This window comes from Paenibacillus residui (assembly GCF_042677205.1).
Lineage (GTDB): Bacteria > Bacillota > Bacilli > Paenibacillales > NBRC-103111 > Paenibacillus_L > Paenibacillus_L residui.
The window spans coordinates 1-26,572 of record NZ_JBHTIU010000047.1 but is presented as its reverse complement, the minus strand read 5'-3'; the positions used below and the strand labels follow the sequence as shown (position 1 = coordinate 26,572).

Genomic DNA, 26,572 nt, shown 5'->3' with positions numbered 1-26,572 from the left:
TAGGCCAAGATCTGTTTGCCGATCAATTGCTGGAGAATCTTGTACAGCTCGGGATCGACTGCAGCGCGATTGAGAAAGTTCCTGATCAGGCGACAGGCGTAGCTTTCGTAACGCTTGATTCCGAAGGTGATAATAGCATTGTTGTTGCTCCGGGCGCTAACCATAAGCTGACTCCAGCAGATATCCGCCGGCAGGAAGAACGGATTAAGCAGGCCAAACTGCTGATGGTCCAGTTGGAAATACCGCTCGAGACGGTGAGGGAAGCGATTGCGATTGCAAGGCGCCATAAGGTTCCGGTGATGCTGGATCCGGCCCCGGTACAGCCGCTAACAGCGGAATTGCTGAGCATGGTCGACTATATCGTTCCGAACGAGACGGAAATCTCTCAATTAACGGGGATTGAAGTCCACGATCAGGTCACGGCCAAGCTTGCTGCGGTTGAACTGCTGCGGCAAGGTGTATCTACGGTATTTGCAAAATTGGGGGAAAAAGGAATTGTTGTGGTCAACGCCAATCGCACTTTCTTCGTGGAACCGTATCAAGTCCAAGCTGTCGATTCCACTGCGGCTGGAGATGCGTTTGCCGGTGCGGTCGGAGCTGCCATCGTAAGCGGGAAAGATGTCTGGGCCTCGGCGAAATTCGCCTCGGCCATCGGTGCAATTACCGTCACGCGCAAGGGAGCGCAAGCTTCCATGCCGAGTCTGGAGGAAGCCGAAGATTTTATGAAAAAGGAAGCACACAATTAGATACAACCAAGGGAGGCTTTTACATGAAAACCAAAAAATTTAGTGCATTGGGTATACTACTCCTTTCCATCGTTCTGGTCCTGGCCGCATGCGGCAAGTCAAACACAGCACCTAATTCGCCTGCGTCACCTTCCGAATCGGCGGCACCGGGCGGAACGGGGGCGACTGGCGGCGATCAAATCAGCGCGGTTTACTTCGTAAACAGCACACTCGGCGATAAGAGCTTCTTCGACTCGGCCCAAGCGGGCATGCAGAGGGCGGTAAAAGAGCTTGGAATCAAATCCAAGACCGTTGAAGGCGGAACCAATCAGGCGGATTGGGCGGCAAGCCTGGAGTCTCTTGTAGCCAGCGGCAACTATAATGTTGTTGTTGTCGGCACTAGCCAAATGTCCGACATTACGATCGACCTGGCTAAACGCTATCCGGATGTTAAATTTATTTTCTTTGATGAAGTGATTGAAGGCGTTCCGAATGTTTACTCGATGCTGTACTCGCAAAGCGAAGGTTCATTCCTGGCAGGTGCATTCGCTGCATTGGTAACGACCAACACGGAGCTCAAAGGGGCGAATCCTGAGAAGGTCGTCGGTTTTGTCGGCGGTATGGACATTCCGATTATTAACGACTTCCGGGCCGGTTATGAGCAGGGCGCACATTATGTAGATCCAGATGTGAAGGTTGTTACTTCCTATGTGGGCGACTTCTCCAACGCGCCGAAGGGCAAAGAACTGGCGCTGGCCCAAATCAATTCGCAAAAAGCGGATATCGTGTTCAATGTAGCTTCTGCTGCAGGTCTTGGCGGTCTGGAGGGAGCAAATGAGAAGGGCGTTTACTCCATTGGCGTCGATTCTAACCAAAATCCGCTGTATCCCGGCAGTGTTTTAACTTCGATGATGAAGAATGTGGACCAGTCCATTTTCCGCGCATTTGAATTAATGCTGAAGGATGAATTGAAGTTCGGCACGAACGAGGTGCTTGGCATGAAAGAAGGCGGCGTTGGCCTGGCGAAGGACGAGCTGTACGAGCAGCATGTACCGCAATCAATCAAAGATAAAATGACAGAAATCGAAGACAAGCTCTCCAAAGGAGAAATTAAAGTCGAATCGGCTCTGAAATAATTTCGGCGGAGAGGTGCGGCCTCGCCTCACCTCTCGTATATCATTAGCGTTTAACGCGTTTGTCAGATGAGTTGGAATAATTCTGTGGCGGGGGGATAACGATGTCGATTCTACTCGAAATGAAAAATATTCATAAAGTGTACCCGAATGGAACCGCCGCCAACCGAGGCGTTGATCTGACCGTTCATGAAGGAGAAATTCATGCTTTGGTGGGGGAGAACGGTGCCGGTAAATCGACCCTGATGAAAATCCTGTTTGGTTTGGAAGCGCCGACGAGCGGAACGATTGAATATAAAGGACAGGCCATCAGCTTTGACGGGCCGCGTGATGCGATCAAGCAAGGCATGGGCATGGTTCATCAACATTTCATGCTGGCCCCTTCCTTGACGGTTTCAGAGAATATCGTGCTTGGCGATGAGCCGAAGAAAGGCATGCTGTCGATGTTCCGCGATCGCGCGAAGGAATTCCAGCAAGTCGAGCATTTGATTAAAACCTATGGTCTGAAGGTTAACCTGCAAGCCAAAGTCGAGACGATTCCTGTCGGGCAGAAGCAGCGGGTGGAAATTCTGAAGGTTTTGTATCGCGGGGCTAAGCTGATTATTTTGGATGAACCGACAGCGGTGCTGACGCCGCAGGAAACGGACGAGCTGTTCGACTCCGTCAAGGCGCTGGTCAGCCAGGGGCATACCATTATTTTCATCACGCATAAGCTGCGCGAGGTGATGGAAATCTCCAACCGCATTACCGTATTGCGGGCGGGCAAATCCATTGCAACGCTCCTGACGAAAGATACGAACCAGGAGGAAATTTCCCGGCTGATGGTTGGGCGTGATGTATTATTCCGGGTGGAGAAAATACCGGCTGAGCCCAAGGAAGTGGTCCTGTCTGTTCGCAATCTCAGTTCGCTGGACGACAAAGGCGCTTTAGCGCTGAACGGAGTCTCCTTCGACATTCGTGCCGGTGAAGTTTTGGGCATCGCAGGAGTTGAGGGCAATGGCCAAACGGAGCTTGTCGAGACCCTGACCGGCTTGCGCAAGGCGAGTTCGGGCGAGGCCCGTTATCAGAATAAAGACTTGCTTAGCACAAGCGTTGCGGAGATCCGGCGCATGAAAGTGGGCCATGTTCCCGAAGATCGGCAAACCGCCGGAGCCAGCTTGACATCCAGCATTGCCGAAAATTTGATTCTGGATTATTACCGGCATCCCGAGTTCAAAATCGGTCCTTTTCTAAGCAAGAAGAAAATCAAGCAGTTCGCCAAGACGATGATGGAAATCTTCGACGTTCGTGCTCAGAACGAGGAGATTATGGCGGGCGCATTGTCCGGGGGGAACCTCCAGAAGGTCGTAGTGGCCCGGGAGCTGTCCAAAAATCCGAAGCTGCTGATCGCTTCACAGCCGACCCGCGGCGTCGACATCGGCGCCATCGAGTTTATTCATCGCGAAATCATCAAGCGGCGGGATGGCGGAGCGGCAGTGATGGTCGTCTCGGCCGAACTGTCGGAAGTCATGGCGCTCAGCGACCGGATTGCCGTGCTTTATAACGGGGAAATCGTAGCGCTTCTCGACAATACGCCTGACCTGACAGAGCAAGAGATTGGTTATTATATGCTGGGCATCAAAAAACAGGGACAGGAGGCGGCACAATGAGAACATCCAAAGGTTTAGTCTTAGAATTGAGCGGAATCGTGCTGGCGGTTGTCATGGCTCTGTTGTGCGGATTTGTTGTCATTCTGTTCACCAGCAGTGAACCGCTTACAGCAATCAGTGCATTGCTTCTTGATCCGATTTCCAGCACGTTTAATATCGGAACGATTCTGAACAAAGCGGTTCCGCTCATTTTTACAGGGCTTGCCCTATCCGTTGTTTTACAATCAGGCGTATTCAGCATGGGGGCTGAAGGACAACTGTATATCGGCGCATTTATCGGCGCGATTGCCGGTGTTTATTTGCCTGGTCTAAGTCCTTGGATTCATTTCCCGCTTGTGATTGTATGCGCGCTTGTAGGCGGAGCGATCTTCGGGGCGATTCCGGGTATATTGAAGGCGTATTTGAACGCCAATGAGATTGTTACGACCTTAATGCTCAATTATGTAGCTATTTTAACGACGTCTTATTTTGTCAACAATCAGTTCAAAGCAGTCGATGGCGGAGGGTATGCCAGAATGGAGAATATCAACCCGGATATCCTGCTGGCGAAGATCTTCCCCGGAATGAATGCGCATGCCGGCATTCTGATCGCGATTGGGGCGGTTATATTCGTCTATATCCTGATGTATAAAACCCCGATTGGGTACGAGCTGAGACTTGTTGGGAAAAACGGACATTTTGCCAGATACGGCGGGATCGCCACACGCAAAGTAATCGTTATCAGTGTGATGATCAGCGGTGCATTGGCCGGATTGGCGGGAATTGTGGAAGTCCTCGGCATCCACTCCACGTTCAAGGAAAGCTTCTCGGCCAGCCTCGGATTTGACGGCATCATCATCGCGCTGCTTGCCCGTAATCATCCGATTGGCGTCCTGATTGCCGCGCTGTTCTATGCCTATATTCAGGTAGGCGCGCAGACGATGCAGTTCGGCAGCGATATGCCTCGTGAAGTTGCGGTCATCATCCAAGTTATGCTCGTCCTGCTCGTATCGGCACAGGCCATTTTCACCTTTATCAAACAAAGATATGCCAAAACCAGTCAGAAGGCGGTGAAGTAATATGGTGTGGGAAACCATTTGGGGCCAGATCCTGGATCTCTCGCTGTTCGTCGTGCTGCTTCGTTTAATGACGCCCATTCTGTTATCCGCCTTGGGCGGGCTCATTTCGGATATCGGCGGTGTCATCAACATCGGGCTGGAAGGTCTGATGCTGATGTCGGCCTTCACCTCGATTGCCGTCGGTTCCGCAACGGGCAGCTGGGCGCTGGGCGTGTTGGCAGGCGTTGCGGTTTCCATGCTCATCAGTTACGGCATGGGCTTCTTCTACCTCAAAATGAAGGTCGATATCATCATTACCGGATTTGCTGTTAATATTTTTGGTTCCGGCTTTACGATCTTCCTGATGAGCAAGCTCTACGGCCTGACTGGCAACTATTCGCCGGCAGGGGCACCGCGCATTCCAGTGGTCAATATTCCGTTTATCGAGGATGTGCCTGTGCTGGGCAGACTGCTGAGCGGACATAGCCTGATGGTCTGGATTGCTTTGTTCTCCGTTGTATTTTGTATGTTCCTGATTTACCGAACGCCTTATGGGGTTCACTTGCGATCCGTTGGAGAAGCGCCGCTAGCGGCTCAATCGCTCGGCATTCCGGTGACAAGGATTCAATACTCGGCATTGGCTTGGAGCGGTGCGTTCGCAGGTCTTGCCGGTGCATTCCTGTCCAATGGATTGACGAATATGTTCGTCAAGGATATGACGGCAGGTACCGGTTTTCTCGCGTTGGCCGTCGTGCTGCTCGGCAACCGGAATCCGGTTGGAATTTTGATCGGTTCGGTCATCTTCGGCTTAGCCAGCGCGCTGGGAACGATCGTTCAGACCGTTCCGAACTCGCCGATTCCGAGCCAGTTCATTCAAATGATTCCATATGTTGTGACGATTGCTGCACTCGTATTTTTTTCATTGCGGAACAAGAGAAGATTAGCGACCCTGACATAATTTAAAGGAGATGACAGCCGATGAACAGCTCAGATCGAAGAAAAATAATCATTGACTGCGATCCGGGGCATGATGATGCGATAGCGATTTTGCTTGCCGCAGCTAGTCCGAAGGTGGAATTGATCGGGATTACGACCGTTGCAGGAAATGCAGAAGTAGATAAAACGACCATCAATGCATTGAAAGTTTGTGAAATTGCAGGGCTGCATGAGGTGCCTGTGGCCAAAGGAGCAGGACAACCGCTTGTGCGCAAGCGGGAGACGGCTCCGGATATTCACGGAGACAGCGGAATGGACGGCCCGATGCTCCCCGAGCCAACCAAGACAATTGTGGAAGAACATGCCGTTGATTTTATCATCCGGGAGCTGCTTCAGTCAGATGGCGATATTACGCTCGTTCCAACGGGTCCATTGACGAATATCGCGATGGCGCTGCGCAAGGAGCCGGCGATCGCTCCGAAAATCCGGGAGATCGTCCTGATGGGCGGCGGCACCTTCGGGAACTGGACGCCAGCGGCGGAATTCAACATCTACGTCGACGCTGAAGCGGCTAAAGTCGTGTTCGAGAGCGGGGTTCCGATCGCTATGTTCGGGCTTGATCTTACCCATCAGGCACTGGCGACGCCGGAGGTACAGAAGCGAATTCGGGAAATCGGCAATCCGGTGTCGGACTTCGTCGAAGAGCTGCTGCAGTTTTTCATGCAGACCTACAAAGAAGTGTTCGGCTTCGACGGCGCGCCGATTCATGATGCTTGCTGCGTGGCGTACTGCATTGATCCATCGGTGTTCACGTGCCGTAAGCTGCATGTCGATATCGAGACCAAAGGCGAATTCACTTACGGGATGACCGTGGTAGATACGCTGGGCACCACCGGCAAAGAACCGAATGCCCATGTGGCCCTGGAACTGGATATCGACAAGTTCTGGAACCTGATGATCAACGCACTGACCTTTTATACAGAGAAGAAATAAGTCAAAGTCAAATACGATCACGGAGGTGAGCGAACGATGAAACCGATTATTTTGGACGTGGATACTGGAATCGACGACACGATGGCGATTGCTTACGCGGCGCATTCCCCGGAATTGCAGCTGCTCGGTTTGACGACATTATTCGGGAATGTTTCCGTAGACGAAGCGACCCGCAATACTTTGTATGTGCTGGAGCAGCTCGGGCTCGAGCATGTGCCGGTCTATGCCGGGGCGGGCAAGCCCTTTTCCGGCCAGAACGTCAAGAGCTATGCCAAGCATGTGCATGGCGAAGATGGGCTGGGGGGCGCATTGGGAGATGCGCTTCCTAAAGGCCGGGCCGGTTCACTGACCGCTGCGCAATTCATGATCGAACAAGTGCGCAGCATGCCGGGTCAGGTGACCATTATCGCTGTAGGACCGATGACGAATCTGGCCCTGGCGGTTCAACTGGACGCCGAATTTGTCAAGCTCGTGGATCAGGTGGTCATCATGGGCGGTGCCGTAACTGTGCCGGGCAATGTGACTCCGTTCGCGGAAGCGAATATTTACAGCGACCCGGAAGCGGCCCAGTTCGTCTTCCAATCCGGGCTGCCGATTACCATGGTCGGACTGGATGTGACGATGCAGACACTATTGCCATGCGCTAGGCTGGAAGAGTGGCGGAAGAAGGGCGGCAAACTGTCCGAACTGCTTGCCGGGGCGACAGAATTTTATATGAACGCCTATGAAACCTGGAGCCCAGGCATTGGCGGCTGCGCATTGCATGATCCGCTTGCTGTCGGTGTGGTCATCGATCCATCCTTCTGCCGGACAGAGGCGATGCATATCGAAGTCGACGTGGATGGAGCGGAGATAGGTCGAACGTTTTCCGTGCCACATGATCCTTCGGGATCGGCCCAACCGAACCTTAAGGTCTGCCTGGAAGTGGACGCCGCACGGTTTTTGGAGCATTTTATGAGCCGGGTGGTGTAGAAGACGACTTTGATTGACATGACAGAATAAATGAACGGGGAGGAATTAGACATGAAAGCATGGGAAAGAGCGTACCGTTTGCTGCAGGAAGCAAACCCGGTCGTATTGGATGAGGAAGAACAGACTTGGTTATTGATGAATGAAGTGGAGAAATCCCGCGACGTTATGCTGAAGCTGTTCTGGCACAGCAACGTGCCGGGCTCTGGCGCACCGGAGGGGCTTGCTGTAGCCTCTGTTCAATCGATGCACAACATGGGCTATGAGACCAGTCATCTGGAAGCGCTCTTAGACGCAGGCGAAGCTGCTTATCAGCGGGATGATCTGCAAGAGCTGCAGCGCATTACTGCTCGCTTGAACCGCGAGTTGAAGGAGCTGCCGAAGAATGAGCAGTCTCCTTATTGGAATTTCAAGTATTATTCCAAGTGGGAAGAGGTTGAACAGCAGGCGAAGTTCGGCACGTACGACAAGTATGATGTGCACTCGGATGATTTCGCGAAGCGCATCTATGCGGGCTGGCTTGCTCAGATTGTCGGCGGAGCGCTCGGAACGGCCATTGAGGGTTACACTTCTCAGAAGCTGAAGGAGAAATTTGGCGATATCCGCTATTACGTGCGCAAGCCAAATACGTACAACGACGATATTACGTTCGAAATTGCATTCCTGAACGCTTTTGATAGAGAAGGTTACGGAGTCTCTTCCGCTGCCATTGCCGAAGAATGGGTCGCCTTGGTACCTAGCGGCTGGTCCGCAGAAGAAATTGCCCTGAAGAACATCGCGAACGGCATTTATCCGCCGGAAAGCGGCTATGCCCACAATCCGTTCCGCGAATGGATCGGCGCCCAGATGCGCGGTGCGATCTGCGGCATGGTGGCTCCGGGAAATCCGAAGGAAGCCGCTCGATTGGCCTGGACGGATGCGATTGTCTCGCATGCGAACAACGGGGTGTTGGGTGAAATTTTCAACGCCGTATTCGTATCGCTCGCCTTCGTTGAACAAGACATTCGCAAGATTGTTGAACTGGCAGTAGAAGCCATTCCGGCAGACAGCGAGTACTATGATTTTGTGTCGACCACGTTGAATTGGTGCCGTCAGCATGAAGACTGGCAGGAAACATGGAAGCTGTGCGAAGAGAAGTTTAAGGAATACAACTGGATTCATGCTTATCCAAACGCGATGGCGCAAATCGTAGCCCTGTGGTACGGCAACGGCGACTTCGACGAAACTCTGCATATCATTGCCATGGTCGGCCAGGACGTGGACTGCAACGCTGCCCAAATCGTGACCGCGCTGGGGATTATGAATGGACGCGATTCCATTGATAACAAATGGACCGATCCGATCGGCGACGAGCTGAACACGTATCTGCGCAACATGAAGAAAATGACCATCACCGGCCTGTCCGACTGGACCGTCAATGCGGTGCGGAAGCATAGTGTGGAGTAACAGGTGTTACTAGTTATACAGACAAAATTTAAAAAGACGATTCTAATCCAATGTTGGATCTAGGATCGTCTTTCTCCTATTATGATTACAAAAATTTTGTGGAACTCAAAACCGCAATCAGTGCTTGACCAATCATTCTGCAGGCTGGATCGATCAAGGGAGTGGCAGATTTGTATGATTTTTCGTACAGACGGCGGTCATTTCAGGGCAATCACAGATGTTTTGTATGGAAAATCGTACAAAATTCCGTTTTTTGGTTACCGCGGCTTTGTTTTTATACGAAATTTCGTACTACGTGCATCCATTAGCGTAGATTTTTAGATGACTAGGGTGGAAAATCGTACAAATCTCGTTTGTGAATAATTGGTGTAGGGGCCAAATAGGCTTTTTTAAATTAGAAATGGATCTGCTGCAAGTTACGAGTTTGCACTTTCTGCTTTGAGCGCCTGTCTTGCATGCAATTTTTTCATAGCAAATCTGGCAATAGGCTGTGCAATCAACAGTTCAATCCAAAAGGCTACACCAAAGTTTCTAGGCCAGATATGGAGAAAGTTTTGAAACGGTTCTAGGCTTATTTTTTTCGTGCCGAACCAAGTGCCTATAATGGTAAGAAGAACGATAAGACCGTAACATTTAATAAAGTATTCAATAAAACCCTAGCATTAAATCATCGGTCTGTCCCACAAATTTTGGCAGCACTTTGCCGACTAGCGGTCCGGCAACCAGCTTGACTAATAAAACAACGATAATCCACATAAACGGAATCATCTTTAGCGTATCCAGATAAACCTCTTTGCTAAAGCCGCGCTCCAACCCCATGATGATCGGTGCGATCGTGTTGACTGAAATAATTGAAATAATCAATAAAAATAGGATGCCTTCCTTTGCGTTTCTCGGCAGTCTTGTATCTCTTTGCATCTGGTTAGCGATCTCCATCATCACCCTTCTAATAACTCCATGCTATTATAGCGATTTAGATAGGGATCTTGTGGAAATCGACAGTGATCATACGTGCCGAAATGATATACAATAAGAAAGAATTCATATTTTTGAGGAGGCTTGAGATGACTGGTTTTAAGCAGAAATTGGAGCAGTATGCCGAACTGATCGTTAAAGTCGGAGCCAACGTGCAGCAAGGACAGTCCGTCTTCGTGATGGCTTCAACGGAGATGGTTGAACTGGCTCGTCTTGTGGTTGGCAAAGCTTACGATGCAGGAGCCAGCAACGTTCATGTCGATTGGACTGATGAAGGTCTGTCGCGGCTTAAGTATGAGAAGGCTGCGGATGAGGTGTTTACGCGTTTTCCCGAATGGGAAGTGGCGAAACGAAACGATTTTCTGGATCAAAGAGCTGCTTTCATCTCGATCAATTCACCCAATCCCGATTTGCTGAAGGGGATCGATCCTGCACGCATTGCCAACTACCAGAAAGCTGCGGGCCAAGCGATGGACCGTTTCCGGCAGTTTATTCAGTCGGATAAAGTGAGCTGGACGATGGTCGCGGCCCCTACCCAGGCTTGGGCGTCCAAAATATTCCCGGACCTCGGTGCGGAGGAAGCCGTTGACCGCTTGTGGGAAACGATCTTCCAAGCCGTGCGGCTGAACACGGACGATCCGGTCCAAGCATGGAAAGAGCATGATGCCAACCTGCATAAAAAAGTGGATATCCTCAACAGCAAGCATTTCCAGAAGCTTCATTATAAAGCGCCGGGCACAGACTTGACGATCGAGCTTCCCGAGAAGCATCTTTGGGTCGGTGCCAGCAGCATCAGTGAGCAGAACGTACCTTTCATGGCAAATATGCCGACAGAGGAAGTGTTCACGGCACCGAAGAAAACCGGCGTCAATGGCTATGTATCGAGTACCAAACCTCTGAACTACGGTGGCAATGTGATCCGGGACATTAAACTGACCTTTGAAGAGGGTCGCATCGTGAAGGTGGAGGCGTCTGAAGGACAGCAAATTTTTCAGGGGCTCGTGGATACGGACGAAGGCTCGCATTATTTGGGCGAAGTGGCGCTCGTGCCTCATGAATCCCCGATCTCGCAATCAAATATTTTGTTCTATAATACGCTGTTTGACGAGAATGCCTCTAATCATCTGGCGCTTGGCAGCGCCTATGCTTTTAATATCGATGGCGGCAAAACGATGTCACCGGAAGAGTTGGCAGCGAACGGCCTGAATCAAAGCATCGTTCATGTTGACTTTATGATCGGCTCCGCCGAAATGGATATTGACGGCATTCATGCCGACGGCACCGTCGAACCGATCTTCCGCAAGGGAAATTGGGCGATTTAAGCTGAAGATGTACATAGAGAAAAAAGGAAGCGGGCGCTGGCGTCTGCTTCTTTTGTTCCTTATTCAAAGAATACGCTTGGATATTCAACAACTCCAGAAACATGTTCGAGAGAATCTTCACGCAGCTCTATTGCCATAAATGCTTCATCCGGCACTTCGAATGGTGCTTTTATCGACCACAGAGACGCTCTTTGGAAGCCGAACTTCGGATAATATTCCGGGTGTCCCATGACAATGACAGAAGGGTGCCCGAGTTCTTTGGCCTTGTGTAATGCTTCTAGAATCAATAACCTTCCTATGCCTTTATTTTGATAATCCGGTAAAACGGAAACAGGAGCAAGAGCAAGCGACTCCGCAATTTGATTACCTTCAACAATTTTTATTGCGGATAGAAGAATATGTCCGACAATTTCTTTATTGTTTTCATTAACGGCTACTAAAGACAAGTCAGGGATGAATCCGTCCGTCTCTCTGATTCGGGATACCAATTCATGTTCTTTCTTATCACTGTGCTCCATATTGGCAAATGCATTCTGTACTACGGATTCAGTAATCTTATAATCCTCGGGCCGTTCTTTTCTGATGGTAATGTTCATAAATAGTTGTCTCCTTAGTCGTATAGCTTATATTCCCTATATTACACGATGAAACCAGGTTCAAATACAAATAAATTATTGATTGACGAAGGGGTAAATAGTGTATATATTATATATATACGGTATTCACTATGTTGACGGCAGTGAGGTGAAGGAATCTGAATATTATTATATCCAATGCATCGAGCGATCCGATTTATATACAGATTATGAACCAGATTAGACAGAGCATTCTGAGCGGTGAATTACGTGCAGGGGACAGCCTTCCCTCCATCAGGCAGCTGGCGAAAGATTTGCAGGTTAGCGTTATTACGACCAAGCGTGCCTATGAAGAGCTGGAGAAAGAGAAGCTGATCGACTCAGTCGTAGGGAAGGGCAGTTTCGTATCGGGAGCAAATAAAGATTTCATTCGGGAGCAGCGCATGAAACGACTGGAAGAGAAAATGATAGAGATCATTCGGGAAAGCAAGGAGTTAAATATGAATCAACAAGAGGTCATCGACCATCTCACTTTATTGTTCGAGGAGGAACAGACACCATGAATGCCATAGAATTACGTAATCTAACGAAAACCTACCCGCAATTTACGGTCGATGATGTCTCTTTGGATGTGAAACAGGGCTACATTACCGGACTCATTGGTCCGAATGGCGTCGGCAAGAGCACCTTGATCAAGATGATGCTTGGTATTATCCATCCGGACTCCGGGAGTATCACAATATTGGGCCGCGATATGTCTAAACATGAAATCGACATTAAGCAGCGTATCGGCATCGTGTCGGATGATTGCTTCTATTATGAGCATCTGACGATTCGCGACATGAAGAAGATCATCGCGCCATTCTATAAGAAGTGGAATGAAAAGAAGTTTAACGGCTATCTTGAACAGTTCGAGTTGTCCCCCGAGAAGAAGATTGGACAGTTATCCAAGGGGATGAAAGTCAAGTTTTCCCTTGCCGTCGCTTTATCGCATGAAGCCGAGCTCCTAATCATGGATGAGCCGACCTCTGGCCTTGATCCTGTGTTTAGAAGGGAGATGCTGGATCTGCTTGCGGATATGATGCAGGACGAGAGAAACTCGATTATCTTCTCGACCCATATCACGACGGATTTGGACCGTATCGCCGACTACATTGCTTTCATCCATCGCGGCAAGCTCGTATTTAATGAAGCGAAAGATGAAGTGCTCGAGAGATACGCGATCGTTAAAGGCGACTTGGAGCTGCTTGATTCCGATATTCGCAATAAATTTATCGGGATTCGCGAGACCTCTGTTGGTTTCGAGGGCTTGGTGGGCAACAAGGAGGAGGCCGCACAGTTATTTGGCGATTATGCTGTTTTGACGAAACCAACCTTAGAAGACATCATGTATTTTACCGCCAAGGGGGAACGAATTCATGCTTAACCTGCTTCGCAAAGATTTCATCGCTTTAAAAAGCTCGCTATGGATGACTATGCTGTATCTTGTTGTATTCAGTGCCGTTTTTATACCGAAGCTTTCATCATCTATTCACATTGTGGGGATCTATACGGCTTTCGCGACACTTAGTCACGGTACGATGATCGATATCAAAAACCATAACCATAATTTCCTGGTTACGCTGCCCGTTAAACGCAAGCATATTGTGCAAGCCAAATATATAACAGCCATCATTTATATGCTTTTTGGAGTCCTTGCTTCTTACGGGATTCACTGGCTGGTTAAACTAGCCGTTCCAGAGCTTAATAAACCGGACTATACCGTCATGGACATTCTGGGCCCCGCAGGTATAGTGCTTGTTCTGGCTTCCGTCTATTTGCCGCTCTTTTACGCATTCAGCAAGAAAGGAACCGCTATTATCAATGCCGTATTCTTCATAATCATGATAGCTCTGGCGCAGCCTACGGCTGTTGTTATGAATATGATAAATGGGAATAGTTTGGGGGGCGACGGAGCGTTATATCTGATCCTGCTCGGTATCTTGCTGCTGTTCATTGCTTCTTATTATTTAACTGTAAAACTGTTCAATAGAAAAGACTTATAGGAGAACGCATAATGAAAGATAAGAAATGGATACTTTATATGCTCGCCGGATGGGCAACATTAGTCGTGAGTCTCTTCCTGGCTGCGCTTTCCGGCGATGTCGCTGAACAGTGGTTCGGACTATCAAGAAATTCTCAATCATTCGTTAAAGGTTTTGTCATGAGCGGGCTCGTCGTTCCTATCATTTTCTATTTGTATCAGCATGTCTATCGGATGGCCGGCGATAAACCGGAGACGCCGGTATATTCCTGGAAAAGGCTAAATCACTTTATTACCGGCATTCTCTTGGCCATTGCATTGGCTTCATTGGGTTTCATTATAGCCGGTTTGCAAGGGTGGATCGTTATTGAAAAATGGCATGCCCCCGACCAGTGGTTTGTTGCGCTGCTCATCAATCTTTTATTTGCTTTTTTCTATGAAGCTTTGCCGGAGGAGCTCGGATTGCGGGGTATGCTGTACGATGTCCTGCGTCATCGATTCGCCGCATGGTTATCCGTATTGCTTCAAACCCTGCTGTTTGTATCTGTCACTGTAGCCGTTGCCCAGATTCAAGCGCTTGTTGGTCTTGCTCCCGGAGTATCCATTAATATTTTTTATATCCTATTAATTGCATGCTTCGGAATATGTTTGCAGCTGCTTCGTCTATGGACCGGGAGTCTCTGGGCATCGATCGGTTTTCACCTCGCCTACTTGGAAATCATGAGGTTTGTCGTCTCGCCATATCAATATCGCGTACCGCCAATCATAACCTTCCGTGAATCCGAGCCTGGAGTCGGCGCCTTACTCTCTATCAGTATGATGATTATCGGGGGCATCATTTTATCGCTCGTTATCCTGGGTGTGAAGCGTTTGATACAGAAAAGGGGAGTCATTCGAAATTTAAAGACTTAAATAAACCATCCTTGAGCTTGTTCAAAGTGAAATCAAAAAAAACCTATTGCCTGCAAAGAGGCGATAGGTTTTCCTTCACGGTACCACTCTTATTGATTCGTTGGATTCAGATAAACGAACCATCTTCAAACCTATGTCAACAGATACTTAGCTTTCGGCGGCTGCTCACGTCCCTTAACCGTCAATATTATAAAGGCCTTTCGACTAACCGTAGGCGGGAAAGGCAGCAGACAGCAAGCTCTATATTCCACAATGGTATAGATAAAATTTACCTTCGGACAATCTATCGGAAAATGAAATGATCTTCTCGAATTGGTGTATAACTTCATTTCGATTATAAGCTAACTTTTCATAATGACCCGATTGTTCCCCATCCTGAACCATAACAAATTCTCCTGTAAGCTCTAATACTGCCGGTGAGTTCAGAAATAAGTCTCTCCAAGAGGAAAATATGCTTTTTAAAATAATAGCGGAATCCTTATCAAAAAGGGTCACGCCGTAATAGTTAATCCCTGCACTAATCGGTGTCCCATGTAGCTCCGGATTTCTGCTTGGAATCCATTTTAATGTGTCGCTAACGTATTGAATAATGTCATCATGTATCACTACACTATCGATAATTTTAGGATTATTTACTCTATTCATCCATAAACGTTCTACATCTATTGTATTAGGAATGAGGTAAAATTCATGCTCCAACGCCATTTTTTCCCTCCTTAACCGCCGTCGCCAAAGGCCACACCACAGCCCCCAGCATTCCGACGGTCCGCTCCTCTTTGTCATCAACACTATACTCCACCTGCATCGTTGCTGAATGCAGCACACTAAACATCAACATCTCACATATTTGCGTTTGAACCCAAGCTGCCCTCTATTTATTGACTTTTGGATATTTTCGGAGGCGTTCAACAATTTGCTTTTCTTCTTGTCTTTTTGGACTTCGACCGGGCCTACCGCCTTAGCCGTTTCGACAGCCTTATCATGGAGCGGCGAATAGGATATAGCGACTGTGTACATAAAATTGTTCATCGCGTATTTCGCTCGTTCGGGTGCATCGTGAATCGTTTTTTCCACAACCTCCAACAGGTTAGCGATTTTGCCTTCGGCAAACTCAGAGTCGGGCCGACTGCCCAGAAGCCAGCAGTAACAGCTCCAGCCCGCCGACATTCTCAACTCTTCGCCGCTTGCGATCCATTTATCGGCGACTGCTTGCGCAATATCGGTTTCCGCCAACGTTACCGCCACCACGTAATCGGATAGCATATAAAAATAAGCCCCGTCCATCCAGCGCTCAAAATCCGCCTCGGTCATCGCTTTCGGATCAGCAATGATGCCGGCAAAGTACATGGCGTCGTAGTTTCCTGTTGCGTAAAGCTGCTCGGCCAGAGGCTGATTGATTTTAGTTTTTCTGAAAATGGGCTTCATCTTGCCTGTCGCCACACCAAAAAGCGGTTCATGTGCACCGTTGGATATATACATCTTCTTGAGTCGTTCGTTACTAAGAGCTTCAAGCCCCTGCATCACCATTTCAAAATCCATTTGTTTAACGCTCCCTTCTTTAAGCTTAGTCGTACTTCCTTTCCTTTTGATCAAAGGCTGTCCATGAACCGTTACTTTCCGTTCCTAATTAACAAGTAGCATTCCGGAAAATACAGCATAAGTATTTTCTATAATAGACTTCGGAGCCTTTCACAAATTATGTCTACTTCCATATCTGTCGTATCAATAATTATATCCGAACTATTTATTAATAGGGGGAGTACATGATTAAAACTATCTATCACCGCTTCTTTTTCCTCTGGTCTTTTCCCATAATCATTAGTAGTCCTTTCATTTATTCTTTTAATCATTACATCCAGTTCCGTCATTAATAGAACTACATAATCAAAGTGCTTATAAAACTTGCTTTGATTTGAGTAACAACCTGAAATAAACAAATGTTCTTGCCCATTATCATTCAATAATCTTGTCATTTTTTCTTCATCCAAGACAGTCTCTTCAGTATCGCCATTCTTAATATTGGTTACATACCCATAATCCGTATCAACAACGTTGTATCCCTGTTCTCTTAATCGTTCTAATGTAGATGATTTACCTACACCAGATAACCCCGTTAAAAATACGGTCGTCATATAAACCTCCTTAATATATAGCTTTTTTCGCTAAAATTCCCAATCGCCTACCCTCAGGGGATGGACAATTTGTTACAAGTGGCTTAATCGGAAGCCCTCTTCCATTTAAGCAGCACTATACACTCGACATGTGACGTTTGCGGGAACATATCCACCGGCTGCACCCACTCGATGCGGAAGCCTGCGCCGGCGAGCACCTTGCAATCCTTTGCCAATGTCGAAGGATTGCAGGACACGTACACAAGCCGACGCGGCTTGGCCTGGGCGATCGCCTGCAGCAGCTTGCGGTCGCAGCCGGTGCGCGGCGGGTCCACGACAACGACATCCGGACGGATGCCTTGTCGGACCCACTCCGGCAGCAGCCGCTCGGCCTCGCCCGCGTAGAAGCCGGCGTTGTCGAGCCCGCTCAGGCGGGCGTTGCTGCGGGCGTCCTCGACCGCCTCCGGCACCGCCTCGATGCCGCGCACCTCGCGGGCGAACGGCGCCAGCCACAGGCCGATCGTGCCCGTGCCGCAATACGCGTCGATGACCAGCTCATCGCCGGTTAGCGCTGCCGCCTCGCGCACGTAGTTGTACAGATGAACCGTCTGTGCCGGGTTCAACTGGAAGAATGCGCGCGGAGACAGCGAGAACCGGACATCGCCCAGTGTTTCCTCCATCCGCTCCGACCCCCACAACGTTCGGGTGATGTCTCCGAACACGAGCGGGGTGCGGCCCCGGTTGACGTTCTGGGCGACGCTGGTCACCTTCGGCAGCTCTTGGCGGATCGCGGTAACGAGCCGGTCCCGCTGCGGCAGCTCGTCGCCGGCCGTGACGAGGGTCAGCTGCACCTCGTCCGTGGCGAAGGAGATCCGGGCCACGATGGTGCGGATCACTCCTCGACGTGTCCGTTCATGATAGGCGGGAATGTTCAGCCTCTCCAATATTTCGCGGACCGTTCGGATGGTCTTGTTGATTTCGGGATGCTGGATCGGGCATCCCGATATATCGACAAGCTTGCGAGTTCCTGCGGAATAAAGTCCGGTCAGAAGGCGCCCGCCTTCGGTTCCGACCTGGAGCTGGGCCTTGTTGCGGTAGCTCCAGGGATGGTCCATTCCTTTAATCGGTCGTATGGGAACTTCTTCGCCCAGATAACGGTTGAAGGCCTCCCGGACCAGCTCTTCCTTCGCTTTCAACTGTCCTTCATAGCTGAAATGCTGAAGCTGGCAGCCCCCGCACTGCTCATAGACCGGACATTCCGGTTGCCGGCGGTAGGGAGACCGTTTCTCAATTTGCCGAATAGCGGCCGTCAGGAAGGTAGGCTCAACCTTCGTCACGGTTGCCTTGATCACTTCTCCCGGCAAGGCGCCCGGTATAAACACCGCTTTTCTTTTATAATAGCCGACGCCCTCTCCGTTGATGCCCAGCCTTTTGACGGTGACGATAATCGGGTCCCCGGTCCGGATGGATTCCGCCTCTTTAGCTGCCCCTTGCTTAGGCATTGCCTGTTTTGACTTTGGGGGACCCGCCTTTTTGGAAGGGCGAGATTGCCTCATTGTTTTATGAGAATGATTCATCGATTTGTTCAACTCCAACTAAGTCCGATATAAAAAACCAATAGATGTTATTTTTGTTACATTGTACGAAGGGTTGGTATACCCCCAGTTACAAATAAACCCGCAGGATTAAAAATCCAACGCCAAAACTCATTTAGGCCTTGTGCCCAGCTTTGGCGACCTCTTATCCTTGCAGCTAGTATGTTCCATTCCCACTACGTGATCTTTATGGGGGAGACGAACTAACTGTATTTTATGTAGGTATTTTGAAGCGGATGGCAATTAACGGTAAGACTACCTGGAAAAAATACATTTAAAATGGAGGATTTTCCTTCATGTCGCCCATCTAGCCCAAACTAGATGGAGCTTTTTCCATTTAGATCCCCATGCCGCTGACCGCAGCACCATCAGATGAAAATGGATGGATTTTCAAGGTAGAATAGAGTTGAATTGCTTCAATAGTGTGAAATTTGAAAACTAGATGGATTTCATACAGTTAGATTTCTATATTCGGAAGAAATATGGAAACTAACTGGAAAACCTACAGCTAGTTTGCGCCAAAACAGACGTTTCGCCCAAAGTTGCCCATTTTAACTGTAGTTTATCCAGTTAGTTTGATCATTTTCGCCCATTCGCTTGAATCTACCTGTACAAAATACAGTTAGACGTGCCGCTCCGCTTGCTACGATGCCTGCAGACGGTAAAATGGAGGATTTTCCTTCATGTCGCCCATTTAGCCCCCCATGCCTCTGGCCGCGGTACCAAAAAATGGGTGGATTTTCAAGGTAGTTTTCTTTTTTTCGGTTCATTGAGCAAGCTAACTGGACAAAATCCAGATTGGGTTGTTTTGCTCTATCAATACAGGGTTCCAAATTATGGATAACCAACAGTCCTGGACAAAATCCATTTAGATAGCCTTGTCTTTGCCGCTTCCCCGGCACCCGGCTTACCCAGATTTTCAAGGGGGAGCGTCCAAGCACCTTTTAAATCAATACCAGATGATAAGGTTTAAGGGACTGTCTTCATTTAACGTTCCAGCAATATTTGACAATGTTCAGCCAGGATTAAACAACAACTTCGAAAGTTGTTCAATGACAACGTTTTTCTCAATATACCTCACTTACAATTAGAATGCATCCCGTTAACTGACATAGTATACTGAGATTGTAACGCTGACCGTCTACCTTTTGTGAAACATTAAGCTGCACCCGAGGCAGCCTGGTCCTGCTAGTATACAGAACTAGGTTACAATATTCGCAAGCAAATTTCATCTGCAGCTTTCGTTTAATGACCGGAAATATTTGTATTCCATTTTTCATTCTCTGCCAGTGGGGTTTTCCGGATTCGCCGTTAGATGCGGTGCCAAGTACAGGCATTCGGGATGCGGATATTGTTCAGCATAGGTACTTTCAGCTTGGTCTATTCATTCGCTTATTTATTATAGAAGAAAGTTTGGGATGGCAAAAAATGGGTAATGCGTGACGGCGTTTGCAAGAGAGGGTGAGTCCCTGAAATGCGTGTCGGTACATATAAATGTGAGCAAGTCTATGCAGTTACATGGAAGTTATTGCAAATGTGTGGTCAGCCAGGGAAAGGAGAAGCGAATTGAACGCGGAGAACCCGGGTAAGGAAGAAAAACAGACGAAGAAGCCGATGATTGAGGTGAACCGGCTGGTCAAAAGGTACGGGAGCTTCACGGCCGTCAACGGAGTAACGTTTCAGGTGATGGAAGGCGAAGTGTTCGGATTGCTCGGGCCTAATGGGGCAGGCAAAACAACGACGATGGAAATGATGGAGGGCCTCCGCCTGCCGGATGAAGGGACGGCCGTGCTGGCGGGCTTCGACACGCAAAGAGACATTCACAAGATCAAGGAAAGGATAGGGGTTCAGCTTCAATCGACCTCCTTGTTCGATTTGTTGAAGGTGCATGAGATTATCCGGATGTATGCAAGCTTTTATAAACGGTCCGTTCCCGTAGGGACGCTGCTTAAGGATATGATTCTCGAGGACAAAAAGAACGCCCGTGTCAAGCATTTGTCCGGCGGACAGAAGCAGAGGCTGGCTATTGCCCTTGCATTGGTGAACGATCCCTTGGTCGTTTTCCTGGACGAGCCGACCACCGGATTGGACCCTCAGGCACGAAGAGTTCTCTGGGAAATTATCCTCCAACTGAAGAGAGTTGGCAAGACGATCGTGCTGTCCACCCATTACATGGATGAGGCTCATGTGCTGTGTGACCGGATTTGCCTGATGGACCGGGGAGAAGTCATCGCCCTGGATACTCCCGAGAGGCTGATCCGCAGCCTGGAATCCGGCAATGCGGTGGAGTTTCGCCTGTCCGGCGACTGCCATGGATGGGACGGCCGGTACGGGCGGGAGGAACATACCGGAATAGACCGGCGTACGGGAATGGCCGGACATTCCGAAGCGGATTCAGCCTGCGAGGGCGCTTCTGCCGATGGAGAAGCAGCCGCCGGACATTACGAAGCGGCTTACGCAGCAAAAGCTGCACCGGAAGCGCAAAACTGTTCCCGCTTGGAAGTCCCCGGAGGTGAAGCAGAGGGGACACTTCTCTTGGAGCGGCTTAAAAAGCTTAACGAAGTGAAGCACGCCGACCTCCGGAACGGTAAATACGTCCTCTACACCGATCATATGCAAGCGACATTGACGGATTTGATAGCATTTGCTTCGGAGGCCGGACTTCAGCTTACCGATTTGCAGACGAGGACGGCTACGCTGGAAGATGTATTTATTCATATGACCGGAAGGAGTCTGAGAGAAGAATGAAAGGCTATTGGCAGTTAACGCTTGCCCAGCTCAGACTGTTTGCCCGCAATCGGCAGATGCTGCTTTGGTCGGTGGCGTTTCCGGTTTTTTTCATGGTTATCCTGGGCCTGTTCTTTAATAGCGGAAATTCCCTTTCGATGAATCTTGTTCTGATTGATAAAGATGGAAGCGAAGCTTCCCGGGCCTTTGTCCAAGCCATGCGAAATACTCAGGTGCTTGAATTGCGCATCAGCTCGGATGAGGAAGAAGCGTTGAGCAGGCTGAAGCATGGAGACGAGCAGTTGGTGGTTATTATTCCGCAAGGCTATGAAGCGGCCCTCCATGCCGCACCCGGGCAGGTCCGTGCGGCTGAAATCCAGGTCTATTATGACGATACGAACATGGCTGCCTCTGAAATCGGCAAATTGGCCGTTACACAGGTCGTGGACGCCATCAGCAAGCAAATGACGAACTACATACCGGTTGTCACAGTTCACGAAGAAGGCGTGCAATCGTTAAATTTGAAATATATTGATTTCATTGTTCCCGGAATCGTGGCGATGATGATTATGTTCAACAACCTGAACGGGGTAGCCGGCCAGATCGCCTCTTGGCGGGAACGCGGCGTTCTCCGCAGAATGCAGAGCACTCCGCTGAAGGCCTCCAGCTTCATTGCGGCGCAAATTTCAGCGAGGCTTATTCTCAGCACCCTTCAGGCTTCGATAGTGCTCCTTATCGCCAGTTGGCTGTTCGGAACACAAATCAACGGTTTCTGGCTGCTTCTGCTCAGCTTCGTCATTTTCGGCACCCTGGCCTTCATATCGATCGGCTTTATCATCGCCAGCTTGGCCAAGACACCGGAAAGCGCCGGACCGATCGCCGGCTTTATCTCTTTTCCCATGCTGTTCATGGGGGGAGTGTTCTTCCCTGTCAAAAACTTGCCCGAATGGCTGCAGCCGGTCATTCAACTGCTGCCTATCTCGCATTTAACGACAGCTCTTCGCCAGGTAATGAATGTTGGGGCCGGCTGGCTGGATCTGTGGTCGGAGGCGCTTCTTCTTGGGGGCTGGATGGCTGTGGCTTTCGCCGTATCGGCTTTCACCTTCAAGTGGGAATGATCATGGAATCCGGCTGCTTAATGACACTTCAGTCGGTTTAGTGATTTGGCCATAACTTATTTCGGATGCTTATTTCCCAACGCGCGCCCTTCCCGGCGCGCGTTGGGCGTTGGCCGGCGCTTGGGCCGGGGCTGGTCCGGCGCCCGGTGCAGAACTATATTTGAGAAAGAGGAACTCTTTTTTTGTCATCCGGGCGGTTTACATGTAGAATAGGGGAGAAGCATGACCATAAAATTAATCATTCAGGGAATAGAAGAGGGTTTTGATAATGAAGGTGCTTATCGCTACGTTAAATGCGAAATATATTCATACCTCGTTGGCGATCCGCTATTTGAAAGCTTTTTGCCAGAAGGATTTCGAGGTGGATATTGCGGAATATACGATTAAAGACCCCGCCATGAATATCGTTTCCGACCTGTATCAGAGACGCCCGGATGTGCTGGGCTTTTCCTGTTATATCTGGAATATTGAAGAGACGATCGCAATCATTAAGATGATCAAGAAAATTATGCCGGAGCTGATCATTGTACTGGGAGGCCCGGAGGTTTCCTACGATACCGACTATTGGATGAAGCGGCTGCCGGAGGTCGATTTTATCGTGATGGGGGAAGGCGAGGAAACCTTCCACCACCTGCTTCAGGTAATTGAAGGGGACCGGAAGTTTCACTTCGTCTATGGGATTGCCTACCGCAAAGGGGACGAGGTCATCATCACTCCGGGAAGGCCCAAGCTTGACTTGAACGAAATTCCGTCTCCCCACCGGTTTGAAGAAGATGTTCCGACCTTGGCGAATCGGGTAGTTTATTTCGAGACGAGCCGGGGGTGTCCTTTCAGCTGTCAATTCTGCTTATCCAGCATAGAGGTTGGGGTCCGGTATTTCGATATGGAGAGAACAAAGGCAGATCTGCTTTACCTGATCGATTCCGGAGCGAAGCTGATCAAATTTGTCGACCGCACATTTAACATCAAGCGGGAATATGCTCTGGAAATATTCGATTTCCTGATCAAGAATCATCGCGGATGTGTGTTCCAGTTCGAAATTACGGCGGACATTATGCGCCCCGAGGTGCTTGAGTTTCTTTCCGAACATGCGCCGCCCGGCATCTTCCGCTTTGAAATCGGGGTGCAGTCGACTAACGATCTGACGAACGAGCTGGTCAAGAGACGGCAAAACTTCGCCAAGCTGACCCGAACGGTGACCATGGTGAGAGACAGCCACAAGATCGATCAGCATCTGGATCTGATAGCCGGGCTGCCGGAGGAAAATTACGATTCCTTCCGCAAAACGTTCAACGATGTATTTGCGCTCGGCCCGGAGGAATTGCAGTTGGGCTTCCTGAAAATGCTAAGAGGAACGGGGCTGCGCAACGATGCGGAGAAATATGGCTACGTCTATATGGACCATGCTCCCTATGAAATCCTGGGCAACGACGTGCTGCCCTTCTCGGATATCGTCCGGATTAAACGGGTGGAGGATGTGTTGGAGAAATATTGGAATGCCCATCGGCTGGACCGGACCGTTCTCTATTTAATCAAGAACGAGTTTCCTTCCGCCTTCGATTTCTTCCAGCAATTCGGGGATTACTGGGAAGAGCAGGGATGGCAGAAAATCGGCCATCAGCTCGAGGATTTGTTCACGCGTCTTCACAGCTTCTTACGCTGCCGGGATACGGCCTCTCTGGAAGTGGTTGAAGGGCTGATGAAGCTGGATTACTTTATGAACCATAAATATAAGCCGCGTAAAATATGGTGGAACTTCACCATTGATAAGGCCGAGCAATCCCGGTATTTACGCTGGCTGGCGGAGCATCCGGAGAAGGTATCCCCGGAATTTGCCGAGCTCAAGCTCAGCGAGAAGGAATTGCACAAGCATGCTGTGATTGAGGTTCTGCCTTTCGATCTGGAACTTTATTTGTGTACGGGGGAAGTCAGGGAATCCGATCCGAGCCTGCTTGTCGTCTACTATCCCCCTGATGCTTCCGAAATGCCGGCTTACTATGTCACATCCATAACAGGAAGAGAGGCATTGAAGAAGAAGCGGAAGAAAGAACTGGAGAAGATGGAGCTTCATGATATTCAATAATGATCGGCTATGAAATAATTTGTGACTCTCTCTCCTAAGATGAAAGGGTGCTTGCGCACCGAATGAGAAAAACCGGGCATTACGCCCGGTTTTTTTTCTTTCGGATTGGCAGAAAAGCTGCCGCCAAGGAAATATTCGACAACAAGTCCGAGGGCTTCAATGGAAGCTTCAACGTCGGATGATGAAAATAATTGCAAAGATCATGTGGAGCAGAAGCTTTATTTAGTCTTCGTTATGCGGAACAGGCAGTCCGAGTCCTTCCGCAATCCGTCTGCCCAAATCCGGATCGGCTTTAAGCCAGTGACCGATTTGACGGATTTTTATTTCATCCTTATCTACAGGCTTCATGGCGGCCACGATATTGCGGATCAGCCGGCTTTGCTCCTCCTCACTCATCAGACGGTATAGATCGCCGGCTTGGGTATAATGATCATTATGATCGTAAGGGACGCTGTCGGCCATACCGGATACTTCGAAAGGAGCCGGTTTGTTCTCGGGCGATTCGGTTGGTCCGCCGTAGCTGTTAGGCTCATAATAGAGAGAACTGCCGCCGTTGCCGTCAAATCTCATTTGCCCATCGCGCTGATAATGGTTAACCGGTGCGATCGGACGGTTGATCGGCAGCGTATTGTGATTCGCCCCGACACGGTAACGATGCGCGTCCGAATAGGCGAAGAGGCGTCCCTGCAGCATTTTGTCCGGCGAAGCCTCAATGCCGGGTACGAAATTGCCCGGAGAGAAGGTTGCCTGTTCGACTTCCGCGAAATAGTTTTCCGGGTTGCGGTTTAGTACCATGCGGCCGACTTCGATAAGCGGGTAATCTTTCTGGGACCAGACCTTCGTTACATCGAACGGATCGAAGCGGTACGTCTTGGCATCCTCCAGCGGCATAATCTGGACACAAAGCTTCCACGAAGGGTAGTCGCCCTCTGCGATGGCGTTGAATAAATCTTCCGTATGATAATCCGGATTTTCCCCTGCCAGCTTGGCGGCCAGATCGACATCCAGATTTTTGATGCCTTGTTCGGTTTTGAAATGATACTTGACCCAGACGGCTTCGCCTTGCTCATTTACCCATTTGAAGGTATGGCTGCCGAATCCGTGCATATGTCTGTACGTTGCCGGGATACCGCGGTCAGACATCAGTATGGTGACTTGATGCAGGGATTCCGGAGACAGCGACCAGAAATCCCATACGGCGTTCGGATTTTTCAGATGGGTTTGGGGATGGCGTTTCTGAGTATGGATAAAGTCCGGAAATTTGATAGCGTCCCGAATGAAAAATACCGGTGTATTATTACCGACCAGATCATAGTTGCCCTCTTCGGTATAGAACTTCACGGCGAATCCGCGCGGGTCCCGAACCGTATCGGCAGAGCCCAACTCGCCAGCTACCGTGGAGAAACGAACGAATACCGGTGTCTGCTTGCCGACTTCCGACAGGAAATTCGCTTTCGTATACTTAGTGAGATCGTTCGTCACTTCGAAATAACCGTGGGCACCTGCACCTTTGGCATGAACGACCCGTTCGGGAACACGCTCCCGGTTGAAATGGGCCAATTTCTCCAGAAGATGCACATCCTGAATTAATGTCGGACCTCGCGATCCTGCCGTCATGGAATTCTGATTGTCTCCTACAGGAGCGCCCCAACTCGTCGTCAGGTTGTTCTTGTTTGTGGACATTCGATCTTCACCTCATTATTTATTTTAAGTAAATGGTTCTGTGCCGTTGTAATTGAGAATCAATATCAATTACTATGAATTAAATTTAATTCATTTCAAACAAATAGTCAATATCTTTTTATAATAATTCTAAATAAGGAAATATTGAAAAATGATGGGTCAATAACGAAAAACGTACGGAGAGCTTAATTAATGAAGGAAGGAGGTGGATTTGGGAGCGGTTCGTTCCTAAATGTTGTATATGCAGCGGCCTTCGAATCGGGCTGTTTGAAGGGTTAAGGAAAAGTTCTAAGGATGGTTAGGTATCGTTTATGACCAAACGGAAGCCGGAAGAGCGGTCATCCGTTCTTATTCAAATCCTATGACAGATATTCCCATTGCATTCTATCCATTTGTTGGATGGCCCGATGTAAATTCATCGCTAATAAAAAAAGCTCCTAACGGAGCCATCTCGAAGATGAATAACCCGGTATTAGAGGAAGCTTTTTATGCCAATAGGAATCTATATTTTCATCGTATTAACGCTGTAAAGAACTTAAAGATTCCTATGTGGTAAAAAA

General features: G+C 49.2%; 22 protein-coding genes and 1 pseudogene. 16 read left to right on the top strand and 7 right to left on the bottom strand.

The genetic code is table 11. The features are described from left to right. The 8 genes from ACFQ03_RS14745 to ACFQ03_RS14710 form a co-directional block, all read left to right on the top strand. Positions 1-746 (top strand): ribokinase (locus ACFQ03_RS14745; protein WP_379289050.1); only part of this gene is annotated, 746 nt, incomplete at its 5' end. A 23-nt stretch (positions 747-769) separates the two neighbouring features. After that, on the top strand, positions 770-1,861 hold the full coding sequence (locus ACFQ03_RS14740) for a BMP family lipoprotein (RefSeq protein ID WP_379289048.1): 1,092 nt from the start codon (positions 770-772) through the stop codon (positions 1,859-1,861). Between the two features lie 101 nt (positions 1,862-1,962). Continuing rightward, positions 1,963-3,507, top strand: a complete 1,545-nt coding sequence (locus ACFQ03_RS14735; RefSeq protein ID WP_379289046.1) for an ABC transporter ATP-binding protein — start codon at positions 1,963-1,965, stop codon at positions 3,505-3,507. After that, entirely contained in the window at positions 3,504-4,565 is a 1,062-nt protein-coding gene (locus ACFQ03_RS14730; protein ID WP_379289044.1) for an ABC transporter permease, read from the top strand. The genes ACFQ03_RS14735 and ACFQ03_RS14730 overlap by 4 nt, the downstream gene beginning before the upstream one ends. A gap of 1 nt (position 4,566) precedes the next feature. Further along, positions 4,567-5,502 (top strand): ABC transporter permease, encoded by a 936-nt coding sequence (locus ACFQ03_RS14725; RefSeq protein ID WP_379289042.1) that lies wholly within the window; start codon positions 4,567-4,569, stop codon positions 5,500-5,502. A 20-nt stretch (positions 5,503-5,522) separates the two neighbouring features. After that, complete coding sequence (locus tag ACFQ03_RS14720) at positions 5,523-6,473, top strand: nucleoside hydrolase (RefSeq protein WP_379289041.1); 951 nt, start codon at positions 5,523-5,525, stop codon at positions 6,471-6,473. Between the two features lie 36 nt (positions 6,474-6,509). After that, positions 6,510-7,445 (top strand): nucleoside hydrolase, encoded by a 936-nt coding sequence (locus ACFQ03_RS14715; RefSeq protein WP_379289039.1) that lies wholly within the window; start codon positions 6,510-6,512, stop codon positions 7,443-7,445. 51 nt (positions 7,446-7,496) lie between these two features. Then, positions 7,497-8,888, top strand: coding sequence for an ADP-ribosylglycohydrolase family protein (locus tag ACFQ03_RS14710; RefSeq protein WP_379289037.1), 1,392 nt, complete (start codon positions 7,497-7,499; stop codon positions 8,886-8,888). A 416-nt stretch (positions 8,889-9,304) separates the two neighbouring features. On the opposite strand, the pseudogene ACFQ03_RS14705 reads toward ACFQ03_RS14710, so the two are convergent. Beyond that, positions 9,305-9,806 (bottom strand): annotated as a pseudogene (locus ACFQ03_RS14705) (hypothetical protein). A gap of 146 nt (positions 9,807-9,952) precedes the next feature. Here ACFQ03_RS14705 and ACFQ03_RS14700 point away from each other — a divergent pair. Further along, on the top strand, positions 9,953-11,185 hold the full coding sequence (locus ACFQ03_RS14700; RefSeq protein WP_379289035.1) for an aminopeptidase: 1,233 nt from the start codon (positions 9,953-9,955) through the stop codon (positions 11,183-11,185). 59 nt (positions 11,186-11,244) lie between these two features. On the opposite strand, the gene ACFQ03_RS14695 is transcribed toward ACFQ03_RS14700, so the two are convergent. Continuing rightward, positions 11,245-11,781, bottom strand: coding sequence for a GNAT family N-acetyltransferase (locus tag ACFQ03_RS14695; RefSeq protein ID WP_379289033.1), 537 nt, complete (start codon positions 11,779-11,781; stop codon positions 11,245-11,247). Positions 11,782-11,939: 158 nt separating this feature from the next. Here ACFQ03_RS14695 and ACFQ03_RS14690 point away from each other — a divergent pair, with 158 nt between their 5' ends. From ACFQ03_RS14690 to ACFQ03_RS14675, 4 genes are read left to right on the top strand one after another with little or no spacing between them, the layout of a single operon-like run. Next, positions 11,940-12,323 (top strand): GntR family transcriptional regulator, encoded by a 384-nt coding sequence (locus tag ACFQ03_RS14690; protein WP_144941609.1) that lies wholly within the window; start codon positions 11,940-11,942, stop codon positions 12,321-12,323. Further along, the gene (locus ACFQ03_RS14685; protein ID WP_379289031.1) at positions 12,320-13,186 is read left to right on the top strand and encodes an ABC transporter ATP-binding protein; all 867 of its coding nucleotides are present in this window, start codon (positions 12,320-12,322) and stop codon (positions 13,184-13,186) included. The genes ACFQ03_RS14690 and ACFQ03_RS14685 overlap by 4 nt, the downstream gene beginning before the upstream one ends. Then, on the top strand, positions 13,179-13,805 hold the full coding sequence (locus ACFQ03_RS14680; RefSeq protein WP_144941613.1) for an ABC-2 transporter permease: 627 nt from the start codon (positions 13,179-13,181) through the stop codon (positions 13,803-13,805). Before ACFQ03_RS14685 ends, ACFQ03_RS14680 begins: the two co-directional genes overlap by 8 nt. An 11-nt stretch (positions 13,806-13,816) precedes the next feature. Beyond that, positions 13,817-14,695: a CPBP family intramembrane glutamic endopeptidase gene (locus ACFQ03_RS14675; protein WP_379289028.1), complete on the top strand. Its 879-nt coding sequence runs from the start codon at positions 13,817-13,819 to the stop codon at positions 14,693-14,695. Between the two features lie 240 nt (positions 14,696-14,935). Here the strand turns inward: ACFQ03_RS14675 and ACFQ03_RS14670 are convergent, their stop codons facing one another. The 4 genes from ACFQ03_RS14670 to rlmD all read right to left on the bottom strand — a co-directional run bounded on the left by ACFQ03_RS14670 (position 14,936) and on the right by rlmD (position 18,308). Continuing rightward, on the bottom strand, positions 14,936-15,400 hold the full coding sequence (locus ACFQ03_RS14670; protein WP_379289026.1) for a hypothetical protein: 465 nt from the start codon (positions 15,398-15,400) through the stop codon (positions 14,936-14,938). Positions 15,401-15,526: 126 nt separating this feature from the next. After that, a complete protein-coding gene (locus tag ACFQ03_RS14665; RefSeq protein ID WP_379289024.1) occupies positions 15,527-16,234 on the bottom strand; it encodes a DNA alkylation repair protein in 708 nt (235 codons plus the stop codon). A gap of 128 nt (positions 16,235-16,362) precedes the next feature. After that, complete coding sequence (locus ACFQ03_RS14660) at positions 16,363-16,827, bottom strand: AAA family ATPase (protein ID WP_379289022.1); 465 nt, start codon at positions 16,825-16,827, stop codon at positions 16,363-16,365. Between the two features lie 83 nt (positions 16,828-16,910). Continuing rightward, positions 16,911-18,308 (bottom strand): 23S rRNA (uracil(1939)-C(5))-methyltransferase RlmD, encoded by a 1,398-nt coding sequence (rlmD, locus tag ACFQ03_RS14655; protein WP_379289020.1) that lies wholly within the window; start codon positions 18,306-18,308, stop codon positions 16,911-16,913. 1,707 nt (positions 18,309-20,015) lie between these two features. On the opposite strand from rlmD, the gene ACFQ03_RS14650 reads away from it, so the two are divergent. From ACFQ03_RS14650 to ACFQ03_RS14640, 3 genes are all read left to right on the top strand, one after another. Then, complete coding sequence (locus ACFQ03_RS14650) at positions 20,016-21,149, top strand: ABC transporter ATP-binding protein (RefSeq protein ID WP_379289112.1); 1,134 nt, start codon at positions 20,016-20,018, stop codon at positions 21,147-21,149. After that, on the top strand, positions 21,146-22,246 hold the full coding sequence (locus ACFQ03_RS14645) for an ABC transporter permease (RefSeq protein WP_379289018.1): 1,101 nt from the start codon (positions 21,146-21,148) through the stop codon (positions 22,244-22,246). Before ACFQ03_RS14650 ends, ACFQ03_RS14645 begins: the two co-directional genes overlap by 4 nt. Positions 22,247-22,514: 268 nt before the next feature. After that, positions 22,515-24,329: a B12-binding domain-containing radical SAM protein gene (locus tag ACFQ03_RS14640; RefSeq protein WP_144933652.1), complete on the top strand. Its 1,815-nt coding sequence runs from the start codon at positions 22,515-22,517 to the stop codon at positions 24,327-24,329. Between the two features lie 222 nt (positions 24,330-24,551). Here the strand turns inward: ACFQ03_RS14640 and katA are convergent, their stop codons facing one another. Beyond that, positions 24,552-26,012 carry a catalase KatA gene (gene katA, locus ACFQ03_RS14635; RefSeq protein WP_379289015.1) on the bottom strand — a complete coding sequence of 487 codons (1,461 nt, stop codon included), beginning with the start codon at positions 26,010-26,012 and terminating at the stop codon, positions 24,552-24,554. Between the last annotated feature and the right edge of the window lie 560 nt (positions 26,013-26,572).